The organism is Micromonospora violae (assembly GCF_004217135.1).
GTDB classification, from domain to species: Bacteria; Actinomycetota; Actinomycetes; order Mycobacteriales; family Micromonosporaceae; genus Micromonospora; species Micromonospora violae.
Genome location: NZ_SHKK01000001.1, coordinates 4,102,146 through 4,116,654 on the forward strand (window position 1 = coordinate 4,102,146; position 14,509 = coordinate 4,116,654).

A 14,509-nucleotide genomic window follows, 5' to 3' on the forward strand; every position below is an offset into this window, starting at 1 on the left:
CATGGCGCGCATACCGGATGAGGCATATGCACAACCCGACTCAGGCAGTGCCGTCTTGCCGAAATTACGGCTCGTGGCGCTGTTGCGGAGGTGGCGCCAGATTCACTCCGCCGAAGATGTCGCGCGCCTGCACCACTGGCCCGGTGATGCGGCCCGAGACCGTGTTGGTCACCGTGTCGGCCCTCAGGGTTGTCTGGTGGAAGATCTCCCAGCGCCGGCGTAGCTCTTGATCAAAGAACGGATCCTGCGCGGCCGCGTCGACCAGCGCTCGCCGTAAAGCAACAGCTCGGTCATCGGATGTCGATGACGTCGGCTCGGCCTCAATCGAGGTCCGTAGGCCAGAGTGGTCCCCGGCCTTGCGGCGAACAAGGCGCACCAACGAGGCAAACGCCGTTTTTCCTGCGTCGGCCATGCCCTCTGCGGCCCGGGTCGACAGGGCCACCGCGATGGCCGCGAGAATCGGATCATCCATCTAGCTCTCCCCGGTTCGCTCCGGCATCAGGCTCTTCCCAGCCGACATCTTTCAGTCGTCGCTGCACGTCCACCGCTACCGGATCGTCGAGTTCCAGCAGCGTCAGAAGGGCATCGGCGAGGGCTTCCCGGGCGGCACGTCGGTCGTGCAGCTTGAGGTGCGCTTCACCCTCGTACGACCGGGCCAGGGCCGCGTGCCGACGGTCGCCCAGCTCTCGAAAGAGTGCCGCTGCCGAGGTCAGCGCGGATAGCGCCTCCTCATGGTCACCTGTGCGGAGCAGCGTCTGACCGCGATGAAACTCAACCAGCCCCTGACTCCATCGGTTGTTCAGACGTTGAAAGACCTGCATCGCTTCGCGGTATGAGGCCAGCGCCTCAGCGAACCGCCCGGCGCCGCGGTGCGCGTTGCCGAGGCTCATGAGCGCCAAGCCCGCGCCTCGTCTTTCTCCCATCCGGCCGAAGGTGTCGAGTGCCTCCTGCGCGTGTCGAGTGGCTGCCTGGAATTCTTCACGGTCCTCGTAGACCAGTCCGCAGCCACGCACGGCGAAGCCGGCAGTCCACAGGTCATCGACGTCCCGCGCCGCCCGCAGGGAATCGGTGTAGCTGCGCAAGGCCTCGTCGAGGTCCCCCCGATCCCACCAGGCGTCACCAAGGCTGAGCAGCAGCCAGCCTTCGGCCAGGCGGTCGCCCAGGTAGCGGGCGCATTGGAGCCCGATGAGGTGGCTGTCCACCCAGGCCCTCCAGTAGGAGCGCAGTTCGAAGAAGGCCATCCCAGCGAGCGCAAGCTGCCACCCGAACTGGTGCTGACCCCACCCGGACGCGGTCCGGATGAGGTCGAGAAGGTTGAGCCGCTCCTTCTCGCACCACCGCAGGGCTTCGTCGAGCGACTGCCTCGGAGGGTCGTCAACCTCAGGCAGGGAGCGACCCTGCGGGAGGATCGCCTGGTAGGCCGCATAGGTGTGGTGCAGATACCAGTCCAGCAGTCTCTCCCGCGCTGTGTGCACGGCGTCGAAGTTTTCGTCGAGGTTCGCCCGCTCCGCGGCGTAGAGCTTCAATAGGTCGTGCAGGCGGTATCGGTTGGGCCCGGTGCGGGCCAACATGTGTAGCCCGACCAGTGATTCCAGGTGGCGGCGCGCGGACTGTGGTGCGAGTCCGGTGAGGCTGGCCGCGGCGTCCAGGGCGATGTCCGCCCCGGGGTGAATGCCGATCAGCCGGAAGACCCGCGCCGTCTCCGCGTTCAGCGCCTTGTACGACCAAGAGAAGACAGTCCGTACGGCCGACAGCTCGTCGTCCTCGACGGTCAGCGCATCAAGCCGGCTCTCCTCAGCCGCAAGTTCCTCGACCAACTCCGTGAGCGGCATTTCGTCGTCGAGGCAGGCTCGGTCGGCGACGATCCGCAGGGCGAGCGGCAGGTAGGAGCAGAGTTCGACCAGCTTAGCTACTGGTACTCGTTCGCGATCCACCCGTTCCGATCCGATCGTCACGCTCAGCAGCCGCGTCGCGTCCTGGCTCGACAACACGTCCAGTACGGCACGGATGGCGCCATCGCGGACAGCCAGGCCGGAGAGCCGACTGCGGCTCGTGATGATCACCATGCAGCTGGGTGAGGCCGGCAGGAGCGGTCGCACCTGCTCGGCGGTGGCGGCGTTGTCGAGGAGGATCAGCATCTTCCGGCCGGTGGTCAACGATCGGTAGAGCGCGGCGCGACCGTGCAGGTCCCGCGGAATCTTCTCGGCGGGTACGTCCATGGCGCGGAGAAACCCGTCCAGGGCCTCGTGCGGAGTCAGCGGCGGCACAGCATCGTATCCGCGCAGATTGATGTAGATGTCGCCGTCGGGGAAACGTTCCCGAACCCGATGGGCCCAGTGCACGGCCAGCGCGGTCTTGCCGACCCCGGCACTGCCGGAGATCGTCGAGATGGTCACGACTGGCAGCTGCGCTTCATCGGTGGTCAGTTCGACCTCGTCGAGCAGGGAGTCGAGCTGCCGGATGTGCACCTCACGGTCGATGAAGCCCTTCGTCGCGGGCGGCAGCTGCCGTGGCGACGGCAGCGGCACCTCCTTAACCGTGCGCAAGTTGACGCTTCCCTGGATGAGGCCAGCCTGGACCACCGCCCCGCTGTGGCCGGAGAAGTCGTTCTCGACCGGGCCCCTGTCGTCAGTCATGGGGCTGTATGTCCGACAGGAATTCACGGCCGATCAGCCCCATGAGCACGACATCGTGGTGGCGACCCGCCAGGTACTCCTGCTCCCTGAGTAGTCCTTCCTGGGTGAATCCCAGACTGTGGTGCAGCCGCAGGGAGGCGGCGTTGTCGGCGTGGATCTCGACGAGGCACTTGTGGTAGCGGCGCTCGGTGAACATGTACGCCAGCAGGATTCGGGCTGCCGCTGTGCCGTGCCCCCGCCTGCGGTGTGCCGCGCTGATCGCGAGGCCGTAGCTGAAGGTGCCGGTGCGCGCGTTCGTGCGATGAGTCGAGATGGCACCGATCATTCCGGTGTCGTCGATTCGCTCGATGGCGAGAGCGAAGCAGTCGTCACTCACTTCGGACAGGCTGAGGCGTTCGACATCTTTGCGCAGTTGTCCCCGCGAACGCGGTGGTTCGGCCATATAGACGGCACGCGCCCCGACGACGTCCGCAGCGAACTCTCGGTAGTAGCCGTCGTCCTCGGGCTCGATGGCGCGGAGCCTCACCAGGCTGCCCGACCATCCAGAGAACACGGAACCGCCGATCAGCTCGCAGCCGTCACGGTCGCGGGAAGCTCCGTGAAGTGGGTGGCTCTCGTCCAAGCCCGGTCCCGCCACTGGCAGTGCATCAACACCTCAGCGGGATCTTCGGTGGTGCTGAAGCCCACGAACCGGTCATCGTCGGTGAAGTGCAGGAAGGCAACGACCTGCGAGTCGAACAGCCAGAAGTCGTACTCCGGCAGCGCCAGCTCTGCCGCGCGTGTGCGGGCAAGGTATCGAATATCCTCACCCACCGCCAGATTGTGCGGCGTCACCGATATCTCGAAACGCAAATAGTCGCTCGGGGGCTCGTCAACGACCCGCACCCGCTCCACCCGCTTGCCCTTCGAGGTCTCCGCTTCCATCAGGTCCAGCCACGACCGAAGCCACTCGATGCCCGGATCTCCCCCGGCGAGGAACGTCTGGAATGGCTCGTCCTCGGACGCGAGGCCGTATGACCGGCGAACCTCCAGCTTGAAGGCCACGTGTTGGAAGTCTTCGAACAGGCGCTGGAAAGCGTCTGGATCAGTGACGAGCAACCCCATCTCAGCCCTTCTGTTCGAACCAGGTCATCAGCTCGCGCGGCACCACGACGAACGTCTCGTTGGGCAGCACGTCGCGCAACTGCGCGAGCGCCTCAGGATCGGTCAACTGGTAGCCCTGCACCACGATGTCGCCCTCGTCAGTCTCGTAGAGGGTGGGGCAGGAGCCAGAGTTGCTCGACGTCGTCAGAAAGCGAAGCTTCATCGTTCCCCCTCCAGAGGTCGGCAACTACGGATAGTAGTTAGGCGCATACACCGAATCAATAGATTCCCACCTCTGAACGACTTCCGGCGAGCCGCCCGCCAGAGTTCACGGCAGCTCGGGCACCCCGCGCAGCAACGCCAACGCCGAACGGTCGGAGCTGAGCTGGGCCAGCTCGGCGTTGATGAAGTCGGTGAAGAACTCGGCGGGCGACCCGGGGAAGCCAGGCTCCTCACCCGAGTGCCACTGGTGTAGCCACGGCTCGATCTCCACCAGCCCGGCAAGCAGCGGTAGCAGCCGGTGCGCCGGCCACGCCTCCTGCGTCTTCCGGTCAAGGTAGACGGTGGCGAGCGCCTGCGCCTGCCTCAAGTGGTCCCACCCGGCCCAACCGAGCAGCTCACTGCCGTCGCTATCCCGCCCCGCCTGCGGGTACGAGATGAACCGCTCCTTCGGCACATCGAGCTTGCCGCGCGCCTTCCAGTACGACGGCCGGGCGAAGTCCGCCGACGTGTACTTCGGCGGCACCTCGATGGTGACCTTCTCCCCCGCGTCCTCCTTGCGCTGCAACGCCCAGGTCCGCTCCCACTGCGCACGCTTGCGCAGCCCGGCTGGCTTGTAACGCTGCGCAGGCAAGTACGGCACGTGCTCGTCGGCGAGCAACTGCCCCAGCGTGCGGGTCAGGTCGTAGCTGTCGTGCCCAACCCACAGGTCCAGCACCGCCCGGAAATCCTGATCGCCACCGACCCGGTCGGCGAGCTGCGCCACCGACAAGGGCTTCGGCTGCCCCGCCCACAGCTCCGCGGACTCCAACCGATCGAGCAGCCACTCCCACAGCGCGGCCGACTGCATCTTCTCCCACCCGTCGGTGGACCAGCGCCGCTTGCACTCCGGCCGCTCGATCAGCCCAATGTGCCGGTTCGCTTCGATGGTGGCGATCCGCCGCTCCACGAGGGACCGGTACTCCGCCGGCCAGTGCGGCTGCGGCCGGTCGATCGGCTTCGACCCGTGCCGGTTGAACCACTCGGTCTGCGCCCCGCTGGTGTGCAGCACAATCTCGAAGGCCCGCTCCCCCAACGCCAACTCCGGTGGGTCGGCGCAGGTCAGGTCCTCATCGATCAGCCCGTAGAGCCGGTAGACCTCCCAGTCCAACTCCTCCTGCAACGCGATCATCCGCGCCCGCACCGAGTGGTACTCCGCCGCAGCCTCCGCGAGCCGCTGCCGGCTAGGCACGCCCGAGGCGGCAACCGCCGCCGGGGTCAAGCTAGCGAGCCGCTGCGCCAGCTGATCAATCTCCCGAGCCCGCCCCAACGGGTACGCCGAAGGCAGCGGAAACTCCTCCAGCTTGGTACCAGTGAACTCCCACCGATCCATCCAAGCCTCGGGCTGAATGCCCCGCCCGATCCCGCTCCCTGCCTTGCTCTGGCTCACCTGCTTCAGCCAGAAGCAGGCGGTCGAGCTGTTCAGCACCCCGAGCAGCCGCAGGTGATCGTCCTCCGTCGCCCCCTCCGGCAACTTAATCACCGGCGCGTGACGGTTAAAGATCTTCCCACCTCGATCAAGGACGAAATGGTTATGGGTAGCCACGAAAACAAAGACGATCGACAAAGGCTCCCGAAGTCTCTGAGCATAATTTTCTAGATGCTCATACCAGTGCCGACCCTTGTCCGCCATCGTCATGCCAAAGATAACCCGGGCCTTCAGGGTAGTGCGCATCGGCCACAAACGAGAAACCAAAGGGTGATCGGGAGGCGCAACCTTCGAATGTTTCTCATCAACGTACGGCGAACGCGCGAAAAGCGGTTCCTCTATCCGAAAGTCACGAACATGCTCACCCGTAGCGAAAACGTCGACAAAGTCGCGCTCCCCAAGCCTTCTAACAGTTGCAAGATCGGGAAGAATCCAGGCATCATCTTCACCAAGCACAGTAGTCCGGCCGATCGAGTCGACCAGGTCAGCAAGTCGCCGCTCCAACTTCAATGACTGCATCAGACTCACCGCGCCACCCCCGGAAAGGCTCCAGGGGTAGCCAGCGAACCTCGAACGTGGAAGATCAACGACGTTGATCCACTCGGATTCAGAATCCGGATAGTCGAATTGCTTGATAATTGACGCCCAAACCAAACCTTCGGCGGGGTTTTCCGGAGTCGAAGGCTCGCCCCGCACGCCGAGGACCGTGCGCAGGGTGGGAGAACGGCGGCGCTTGTTTGCGCGGCCAACAAGGATCACCGTCGGCGTGCCGTGGCCGGGAATGTAGGCGCCGGAGGTATCGATCACCTCAGTCAACTCGACCTCGTGGGCAAAGTACTTCTCGATCAGGTGCTTACCAAACTCGCGCTTCATGAAGGCGTTACCGGTAATTTGGCCAACGTAGCCAGCAGCCTCGCCGTGCTCGTCTGACCAATTAGCCAGATCGAAGAACCGCTTTGCGAAGGGCACGGTCAACGCGTACTGCCGGTGGCAAACAGTCTTATAGATCTCGCGGTAGAGGCTATTGCGGGCGCTGTCGGCGACGGTGATGTAGGGCGGGTTACCGACCACCACCGTGTACTGATTCTCGGCGAGGTAGTCCTTGAGGAGGTCGGCGTCTTCGCTCTCGTACGCGAAAATGTTCTTCTTTGGGGCCTCAGTCTCGTCGTTCTCCTGCGCCTGACTCTCCAAGACCTTGAGCAGGTCACCCTGAGCTCGGGAGTACAACGGGCCCCATGGCAGCAGTGAGTCGCCTGTCGCGACCCGGATCGGCCACTCCGGCGTGCGTTCCAGCTTGTTCAGGCCGCAGACCTTCATCGCCGCGATCAGCAGCCGGAACCGTGCGATCGCCACCGCGAAGCCGTTGATGTCGACGCCGGTGACCTGGCCGAGCGCCCGCTCGGCGAGCACCTTCACGTCGGTGGCCGGCTCCCGGTCCCGCCACTTACCCACCAACCGGTGGAACGCACCGAGCAGGAAGTGGCCGGAGCCGCAGGTCGGGTCGATGACGCTGGTCGCGGCGAGGCCGAACTCCTTGACCGCAGGCTCGAACGTGCGGTCGAGGATGAACTCCTCCACGAACTCCGGCGTCTGCAACAGCGCGTACGTCTTCTTCGCGTGCGTCGACATGTCCTGGTAGAGGTCGCCCAGGAAGCGGGTGTTCAGGTCGTCGCGGCGCAGCGACTCCTGGCCGGCGCCGCGCCGGAAGAAGTCGCTCAGCTCCTCAGCGGCGGGGCCGGAGATGTCGAACCGCCACAGCGGGTTGTGCTTTCTGTCGAAGATCTTGCCGGTGGCCTTCAGCTCCGCCAGATAGCCGAACGCCTCCCGCAGCCAGTGCCGGTCGTTGTGGCGGGGATTGGCGATCAGGTACGCCTGCCGGTGCTGCACGGCCCGTTCGGCCGGCGCGGCCGGGTCGGCGCCGCCGATCCAGAGCTTCTCGACCAGCGCGTTGTCCTCGCAGAATCGGACGAACACGCAGCCGAGCACCCAGGCCACCGCCGCCTGGTCGAGCACGTCGTCGAGCCAGGTCTCGAAGCTGCCGCCGACCCGCTGGGCGGCCTGCGCCGCCGCGTACTCCTGGCGCAGCTCAGCCCGCAGGCCCGGCGCCTCCGCGACCTGCCGACGCAGATCCTCCACCAGGGTCTTGACCTGCGTCTGCAACGCCTTCAGCTCGATCACCGCCAGATTCTAAGGCCGGACGCCCCCACAGCCACTACTCCGAGTCGTCGTCGGCCACGCCTTCGAGATCATCACCCAGTCCAAACCCGATTTCCTCAGCGAAAGCACGCAGCCGGACCTCAAGTTCGCGGGTACGGTCGGCAACGAAGAGGCCGCCGCCGCCCTCTTTGAGTCGAAACCAGGCGGACAAGGGAATGGCGTGGCTTTCCAGAATCCGCCGGGCACCAGCAGATGAGTACGGGCTGGTGGGATCGTGATCGAACAACCCACCTCCGCCAACCGGCAGACCGGTCAATGAATTCTCCACCCCGAGCCCCGCGACAGTAGGGAAGACCAGCTTGTTGGCGGGCCGGGAATCACCGGCGACTACCGAACGATATGCCTGGGTCGCACCTGAGGCGAGCAACCGGACCACGTCGAACTCCTGACCCATTCCATCCAAGCGCTTGGGCAGCTCGTTCGTCTCCCACGCGACATAGGCCAGCGTACGAGCACTGTTGAGGTTGAAGGAGTCGGGCATCGGCTGGACCGCCCCGGTGTCGAGGCTCAGCCTGACCCGCCGCTCGGCGAACTGTTGCATCTCATCAAGAGCCGAACGGAGAACCGTCGAGTTTGCACCCGCGAAGGAGCCAGCCCAGGAGGTGACCCAGAACCAGCGCCGAAGCTCAAACCACTGGTCATCGTTCGGCTTCGGGCAGTGGTGGAAAAACTTGGCCAGCACCACGAGTTGGTGTGCGTACGGTAGGAACCGAGCCAACGGCAGCCCCGCAGAAATCAGGAAAGCGACCGTGCGGTGCACCGCCTGCTCTGCGGCGGGAACGGCATCAACCAGGCGGTTCTGAAGTCGCCGGGCCATCGCCTCCCACCGCGGCGTCATCACGTCCGGCTCGTCGGCGACCGCCAGGACGACGCGGAAAACTGCCAGACGGGGCAGCTCACCGAAGCCAGTAGTGGCGATCGATTCGACGATGTCGTCGACGCGGTTGGCCAGTGTGCGCTGACCCGGCCGGTGAGTGAGCGCTGAGATCACCTGATCGGCGTCCATCCGTACGCCCTTGCGGTTGAGCCTGGTGTAGACCTCTACCGCCTGCTCCAGGTCACCGCCCTTGATCTTGATCAGGCTGAGCTTGTAACCCTTGATTCGCTGAACGACCCGATCCGCCTCGCGCACCAGCCGGTCCGCCCTGTCCCGCCCCACCCGATACTCCAGGTTTCGAGAGAAGTTCAGGAAGTCGAGGGTGCTGGCCACTGAGCGAACGGGGAGGAAGTTGTCCGGAGCGGGAGCGGGCGGACTGCCAGCTGCACGGTGGTGGCGGTAGCGTTCAGTGTCGCTTTTGGGCGACAGGTCACGGTAGATCCGCCACTTCCATTCGCGCTGATCGTCAGGGCGAGGCGGGCGACCGAGGCGACGCAGGACACCGAAGAGTGTGGAAATCCGTTGGTGTCCATCCAGCACATAGGACACCAACTCCCCTACGGGTGGATCATCGACAGCGACGTCCCCAACCTGGTCGAGTGACTCGACCTGCCTGGTGGTTTCCCACAGCAGCAGACTCCCGATCGGGTAGCCGCGCTCGATACTGTCGAACAGGTCGAGCATCTGCTCAGGCCGCCACACGAATGGCCGTTGAAACGCCGGCACCCGCAGCACGCCAGCGGCAACGTCATCCAACACCGCGTCCAAATGGAGTACGGCCGGTTCGAGTCGGCTCTCGCCGCGCTCACTCAGCATGAGCCTAGTGTCCTACAGGATCTCGTGGATCATTGCCAGCACCTGCCGCAGCTCGGCTACCACGTCGGGTCCCAGCTCATGAAAGTCGGCTTCGGACAACATCAGGCCCTCCGGCATCAGTGGCGAAGGCATCTTCCCATCTCTGCCCACGAAGTGAACTTTCAGATGCTTGTATCCGCGCTGCTGCGGGACCATCCCCCGGAGTTCCTTGACCTTGTCCGTGCGGTGCGGGAAGTGCCGGTCCCACACCTGGAAGGGCACATAGTTCTCGACCATCCGCCAGGTGAGCATGTGCACGTGCGGCACGCCGTCGCGCTGCGCCTGCCGAACCTTGGCGTCGTTCGGGCTAGGTTTGGCGGCATCGTCACGGTCGCTGTCGAGCAGCATCGCGACCCGAATGATCAGCGAGAAGTCCCGACACTCGTCGGCTGCCAGAGCCGGCATCTGACCGGTGCCGCCGCTGTGGCAGAACTTCAACCACCGCTTCCGAAGCGCCTGGACCACCCGCTGGTCGTCGAGGGCAGCAGCCATTGCCTGGACGAAGCCGCCGTCGCCGATTCTGTTCTCGACCACCAGCACCGCTGGCTTGCCCAGGTCATCGGCGACCGCCCCGACATTTCCCGTCGTCACCGCGAACCCTCGTCGGCTGCGCGGCCGGGCGGCGGCTGGTACGCCACGGTCCGCTGCCGCCTCCACCGCCTTCGTGGCCCAAAGCTTCAGGTCCGGCCCTTTGATCTTGGCCGCGTAGAGCGTCGCCACGAAGGATGCGGCGCGTACCGCCTCGGGGCCGGTCGGCGACCAATCGTGACGTCCCCGTGCGACCAGCTTGAGGATCTCGATCACCGGAAGATGGTCGTCGCCATCGAAGACCTCAGTGTCGATGTCAAGAAGCATCGTCGAGTCGCTCCATCTGTGCGGCAGCGAGGGCTCGGACCTCGTGGTAGTCCTGCGAGAAGTAGCCGTCGGGCCAGGTGTCGTCGAGGTTGCCTAGTTCGTCGATGTCCACCCGACGAACCACCGAGGCGCCGTCCTGCTGCTCGACGACATACACCCGGACCATGTCAGCCGAGATGTCGTTGGGCTCGGCGATCCTGCGGCGTAGTCGCAGCAGCAACGTCTCGCTGTGCGTCTCGATGAGGAACTGGGTGCTCGTCGCCATGGCGGTGTTGAGGTAGAGGTCCGCCAACTCGGCGTGCGCCGCCGGATGCAGGTGCATCTCCGGCTCCTCGATGATCTGCAAGGGCGCGCGGTCCGTAGCGCCGCGCATCTCGTCGAGGGCACACTGCACCAGGATCGGCAGCACCTGGGCCAGCCCGGTACCCGCGTCGGCCAGGTTGACCCTGACCTCGCTGTCCCGCCGGACCAATACGGTCGACCACAGGGTGCCGTCCGGAATCTCGGCGATCCGCCAGTCTGGCACGATCGCCTCCAATAGTTCGTTGACCCGTGCGACCAAGGCCCCACCTGCTCGCCGGGCATCATCCGCGAGGATCCCCTGCATTCCTTCGCCCTGCACGCCCAGCAGCTTCGGTGCCCCCAGCGGCAGCCGGTGCTGCCGAGCGACCCGTTCCCGATAGGGGCTGAGATATCGGATCGGGCCGGGGCTCAGGTCGAAGTCGAACAGGTCCGTCAGCCCCGGCACGGCGCTCAGGTCCGGCACGAGACCCTTGAAGGCGACCGGCAGGACAATCCGTTCTTGTCCAACCTGCTTGATTTCGTACTCCAGTTGCTCGCCCTGACGAATCTGGGGTAGCGGCGTGACGGCGATCCCGTCGATGTCGGGTGTATCGCGCTGACCGGACGCGACCAACCGTGATGAGACGAGCATCGCCGTGATCTGCGGCGACATGATGTCCAGGCTCGACACGACCGCGCTGTTGATGCTGTCCAAGTACTGGATCTCGGCCTCAAGAGCAAACCTCGATCTGCCCTCGACAACCAGCCCGAGCTTTATCGGGCGTCCCGTCAGATGATCATGGTAGAGCTCTCGGAAGTCGTCGACGGTGTCCGGCCCGAGCCTGTCGAGGTCGAGCGGTGCCGTGCCGCTGGTATTGAACCCCGTGGCGATGACTAGCGGCGCGCGGGTCAGCACACTCTTGCCAGAGTTGTTCTTACCGAGGACCACCGTGACCGGGGCCAACTCGATCTCCTGCCGGTCCCGAAAACAGCGGTAGTTCTCCAACACGATCTTGCGCAGCGGCATTCCTAGATTCTTACCACAGCCAGTAACGACGCAGGTGCCCTCCGGCCGTCTGCTGTGGACCGGTCGCGCTTTATCACCCTCAACGATCAACTCCAGACGTTGGCTTACGGGGCAAAGGTAGGGCGTTCCAGCAGCGTCTGCTATCAAGGGCAGGCCGGACCGGTCGATGCCATCGGCGATGATCGCCCACCTGAGGAGTAGCCATGAGCCGGACTGTCCTTGATGTGGATGACGAGCTATTGGCCGAGGCCGGCAAGATCCTTGGCACCGCGACGACGCGGGCCACCGTCGACGCCGCTCTCAAGGCTGTCGCCGACCGGGAGAAGCGGCGGCAGTTCGCCGACTGGCTCAAGAGCGGAGGGCTACCCGATCTGACAGGTCCCTTCGAGACCCCCGAGAAGCCGTCGCCGCCTACTCCAGCAGGCTTTTGATGTCGGCGGCGGTGAACTGTGCGGAGGCGAACTCGCTGCCGTCCAGGACGCTGCTGAACAGCTCCGCCTTACGCGCCTGCAACGCCATCACCTTCTCCTCGATGGTGTCCTTGGCGACCATCCGATACACCATGACGTTGCGGGTCTGGCCGATGCGGTGCGTCCGGTCGACCGCCTGGTTCTCCGCGGCCGGGTTCCACCACGGGTCGAGCAGCAGGCAGTAGTCGGCCTCGGTGAGGTTGAGGCCGAAACCGCCGGCTTTGAGGCTGATCAGGAAGACCTGGTTGCCGCCGGTCTTGAACCCGTCGATGACGGCAGCCCGGTCCCGGGTGGTCCCGTCCAGGCAGCTGCAGGTGATCCCGGCCGCCTCCAGTCGTTGCCGGGCCGCGCCGAGGAAGCGGGTGAACTGGCTGAACACCAGACTCCGGTGCCCCTCGGCGACCAGGTTGCTGATCCGTTCGGTGAGCACGTCCAGCTTTGTCGCCGGCACGTTCTGGTGCTTCGGATCGACAAGCGCAACGTCCAGGCTCGCCTGCCGGAGCAGCGTCAACGACCGGAAGATCTCGAACCGGTTCTTCTCCAAATTCCCGAGGAGCCCGAGGACCTTCTGCCGCTCCCGCTGCAGGTACGCCTGATAAACCCGGCGGTGCCGGCGGTCCAGCTCGACCTCGATGACCTGTTCCTGCTTGGCCGGTAGGTCGGCCGCCACGTCGGCCTTGCGTCGGCGCAGCATCAGCGGCCGGATCCGGCGGCGCAGTTGGGCGAGCCGCTCCGCGTCCCGCTCCTTCTCGATCGGGTTCCGGTAGTAGTCGGTGAACCGGTCGGCGCGGGGCAGCAACCCGGGTGCGGTGATCGAGCAGAGCGACCAGAGCTCGCCGAGGTGGTTCTCCATCGGCGTACCGGTGATCGCCAACTTGAACGGGGCCGACAGCAGCTTCGCGCAGCGGTACGCCTGAGACTGCGGGTTCTTGACGAACTGCGCCTCGTCGAGGATCAGCCCTGCCCAGTCGAGAGCGCGATAGTCGTCGTACTCCAGCCGGAACAGCGTGTACGAGGTGACCACGATGTCCGCGCCGGCAACCGTCTCGGCCAGCGGGGCGCCGCGCCGCGCCACGGTCTGGGTGACCGCCCGGACGTCCAGCTCCGGCGTGAAGCGGGCCGCCTCACTCGCCCAGTTGGCGACGACACTGGCCGGTGCGACCACCAGGAACGGCGACTCGGCGCGCGCGTGGCAGATCAACGCCAGCGTCTGCAGGGTCTTACCGAGCCCCATGTCGTCGGCGAGAACGCCGCCGAGGCCGTGGTCGTGCAGAATGGCCAACCAACGGAAACCCTCCTGCTGGTACGGGCGCAGCTGCGCCCGTACCCCGGATGGGATCTGCTGCTCGGCGCGGGGTTCCAACTCGCTGACCGCGCGTACCGACCGCTGCCAGGCCGCGGCCTGGCCGGTGACCTCACCCAGGTCGGCCAGTTCGTCCCAGATCCCGGCCTGGAACCGACCGACCCGCAGCACCCCGGGGGGAGCATCCGCGAGTGCGCGCGACTCGGCGATCAGGTCCCGCAACTGCTGGAATTCCGGTCGTTCGAGTGCGAAGTAGGTACCGCTGGGCAGGATCAGGTACTGCTGCTCCTGCGCCAATGCCGCGAAGAGCGCGGCGAAGTCGACCTGTTCTTCGCCGACGGTGACCCGCACCGACAGGTCGAACCAGTCGTTCTCGCCGGGCTCAGCGCCGTCGGGGAAGGTGATGGTGGGCGCGGCGTACGTCTCCTGATAGTCGTCGAGCGCCCCGCCCGATGGAGTGACCAGCTCGACACCGTCCAGCTCGGCCAGTCGCGGCAGGACGTCACTGACGAACCGGATCAGGGCGTCGCCAGCAAGGCTCGCCGAGGCTGCCAGCCGGGGCCCGCTCGACGACGGCTCCAGCAGCTCGGGCGCCGGCTTGGCGACCAGGTCGGCGACCTGCTGCAACAGCTCCGCACGGCGCTCGTCCGCTTCGGCGGCCATCCCTTGTCGCAGCGGCTCGGGGTGTCGCTGGCCACCGACGACCCGATGCCACTCCCAGCCCACCCTCAGACGGTGGTCGGGCTCGGGGCTCACCGTCGCGCTCAGCGTGGCCGGCCCTACCGTCGGAAGCTGAACGGCCGGATCGGCGGCGAACACTTCCACCTGGCGGAGCAGTTCCGGGTAGAAACGGTCGAAGAACTGCTGTTCCTCGGCAGCCGGAATCCGGATCGCCGGCCCGGCAAGCGCCCTTAGCATTCCCGGCTGCAACGTCCCGACCAGCGGCGCCAGCCAGAGCGCCGGTGCGCCGGCTCGGGCGTCCGGCCCGCTCAGCTCCGCCAGCCCGGCGAGGCCGTGCGCTGGCTCGCCGACGAGGAGTACGCGCGAAACGGGGATCGGCGCGCCGCCAGCTGACAATGTCGGGGCCAGCACCAGCTCCCGATCGGCCCGACCGACCTGCACCGAGAGTCGGGCCGGACGGCCCAGCACGACCGGCCCGGCACGTTTGCCAGCCTGCACCAGGCAACCCGGCCTCGTCCGCCTCGGCCAGCAGGTCC

The 14,509-nt window shown here is 65.8% G+C and carries 11 protein-coding genes; 1 reads left to right on the top strand and 10 read right to left on the bottom strand.

What is annotated here, in order from left to right; all coding sequences use genetic code 11:
* Positions 1 to 64: 64 nt before the first annotated feature.
* The 9 genes from EV382_RS18055 to EV382_RS18095 form a co-directional block, all read right to left on the bottom strand.
* The gene (locus tag EV382_RS18055) at positions 65 to 472 is read right to left on the bottom strand and encodes a hypothetical protein (protein WP_130403442.1); all 408 of its coding nucleotides are present in this window, start codon (positions 470 to 472) and stop codon (positions 65 to 67) included.
* Positions 465 to 2,636 (bottom strand): ATP-binding protein, encoded by a 2,172-nt coding sequence (locus EV382_RS18060; protein WP_130403444.1) that lies wholly within the window; start codon positions 2,634 to 2,636, stop codon positions 465 to 467. Before EV382_RS18060 ends, EV382_RS18055 begins: the two co-directional genes overlap by 8 nt.
* Positions 2,629 to 3,258 (bottom strand): GNAT family N-acetyltransferase, encoded by a 630-nt coding sequence (locus EV382_RS18065; protein WP_165435822.1) that lies wholly within the window; start codon positions 3,256 to 3,258, stop codon positions 2,629 to 2,631. The genes EV382_RS18060 and EV382_RS18065 overlap by 8 nt, the downstream gene beginning before the upstream one ends.
* A complete protein-coding gene (locus EV382_RS18070) occupies positions 3,201 to 3,740 on the bottom strand; it encodes a DUF6879 family protein (protein ID WP_130403448.1) in 540 nt (179 codons plus the stop codon). The genes EV382_RS18065 and EV382_RS18070 overlap by 58 nt, the downstream gene beginning before the upstream one ends.
* A 1-nt stretch (position 3,741) precedes the next feature.
* Positions 3,742 to 3,942, bottom strand: coding sequence for a hypothetical protein (locus EV382_RS18075; protein ID WP_130403450.1), 201 nt, complete (start codon positions 3,940 to 3,942; stop codon positions 3,742 to 3,744).
* A 105-nt stretch (positions 3,943 to 4,047) separates the two neighbouring features.
* Positions 4,048 to 7,584 carry a BREX-2 system adenine-specific DNA-methyltransferase PglX gene (gene pglX / locus EV382_RS18080; protein ID WP_130403452.1) on the bottom strand — a complete coding sequence of 1,179 codons (3,537 nt, stop codon included), beginning with the start codon at positions 7,582 to 7,584 and terminating at the stop codon, positions 4,048 to 4,050.
* A gap of 34 nt (positions 7,585 to 7,618) precedes the next feature.
* Positions 7,619 to 9,316 carry a DUF262 domain-containing protein gene (locus EV382_RS18085; RefSeq protein ID WP_130403454.1) on the bottom strand — a complete coding sequence of 566 codons (1,698 nt, stop codon included), beginning with the start codon at positions 9,314 to 9,316 and terminating at the stop codon, positions 7,619 to 7,621.
* A 12-nt stretch (positions 9,317 to 9,328) separates the two neighbouring features.
* Positions 9,329 to 10,210 carry a hypothetical protein gene (locus tag EV382_RS18090; protein ID WP_130403456.1) on the bottom strand — a complete coding sequence of 294 codons (882 nt, stop codon included), beginning with the start codon at positions 10,208 to 10,210 and terminating at the stop codon, positions 9,329 to 9,331.
* Positions 10,200 to 11,519, bottom strand: coding sequence for an AAA family ATPase (locus EV382_RS18095; RefSeq protein ID WP_130403458.1), 1,320 nt, complete (start codon positions 11,517 to 11,519; stop codon positions 10,200 to 10,202). Before EV382_RS18095 ends, EV382_RS18090 begins: the two co-directional genes overlap by 11 nt.
* A 203-nt stretch (positions 11,520 to 11,722) precedes the next feature.
* Between EV382_RS18095 and EV382_RS18100 the strand changes: the two genes are divergently transcribed.
* On the top strand, positions 11,723 to 11,950 hold the full coding sequence (locus EV382_RS18100; RefSeq protein WP_130403460.1) for a type II toxin-antitoxin system VapB family antitoxin: 228 nt from the start codon (positions 11,723 to 11,725) through the stop codon (positions 11,948 to 11,950).
* Here the strand turns inward: EV382_RS18100 and EV382_RS18105 are convergent.
* The gene (locus EV382_RS18105; protein ID WP_130403462.1) at positions 11,931 to 14,471 is read right to left on the bottom strand and encodes a DEAD/DEAH box helicase; all 2,541 of its coding nucleotides are present in this window, start codon (positions 14,469 to 14,471) and stop codon (positions 11,931 to 11,933) included. The genes EV382_RS18100 and EV382_RS18105 overlap by 20 nt on opposite strands.
* Between the last annotated feature and the right edge of the window lie 38 nt (positions 14,472 to 14,509).

What these genes read in the sequence shown, in the direction of transcription:
- EV382_RS18055 (WP_130403442.1), bottom strand. Translation starts at nt 472, where the DNA reads ATGGATGATCCGATTCTCGCGGCCATCGCGGTGGCCCTGTCGACCCGG.
- EV382_RS18060 (WP_130403444.1), bottom strand. Translation starts at nt 2,636, where the DNA reads ATGACTGACGACAGGGGCCCGGTCGAGAACGACTTCTCCGGCCACAGC.
- EV382_RS18070 (WP_130403448.1), bottom strand. Translation starts at nt 3,740, where the DNA reads ATGGGGTTGCTCGTCACTGATCCAGACGCTTTCCAGCGCCTGTTCGAA.
- EV382_RS18075 (WP_130403450.1), bottom strand. Translation starts at nt 3,942, where the DNA reads ATGAAGCTTCGCTTTCTGACGACGTCGAGCAACTCTGGCTCCTGCCCC.
- EV382_RS18085 (WP_130403454.1), bottom strand. Translation starts at nt 9,316, where the DNA reads ATGCTGAGTGAGCGCGGCGAGAGCCGACTCGAACCGGCCGTACTCCAT.
- EV382_RS18090 (WP_130403456.1), bottom strand. Translation starts at nt 10,210, where the DNA reads ATGCTTCTTGACATCGACACTGAGGTCTTCGATGGCGACGACCATCTT.
- EV382_RS18095 (WP_130403458.1), bottom strand. Translation starts at nt 11,519, where the DNA reads ATGCCGCTGCGCAAGATCGTGTTGGAGAACTACCGCTGTTTTCGGGAC.
- EV382_RS18100 (WP_130403460.1), top strand. Translation starts at nt 11,723, where the DNA reads ATGAGCCGGACTGTCCTTGATGTGGATGACGAGCTATTGGCCGAGGCC.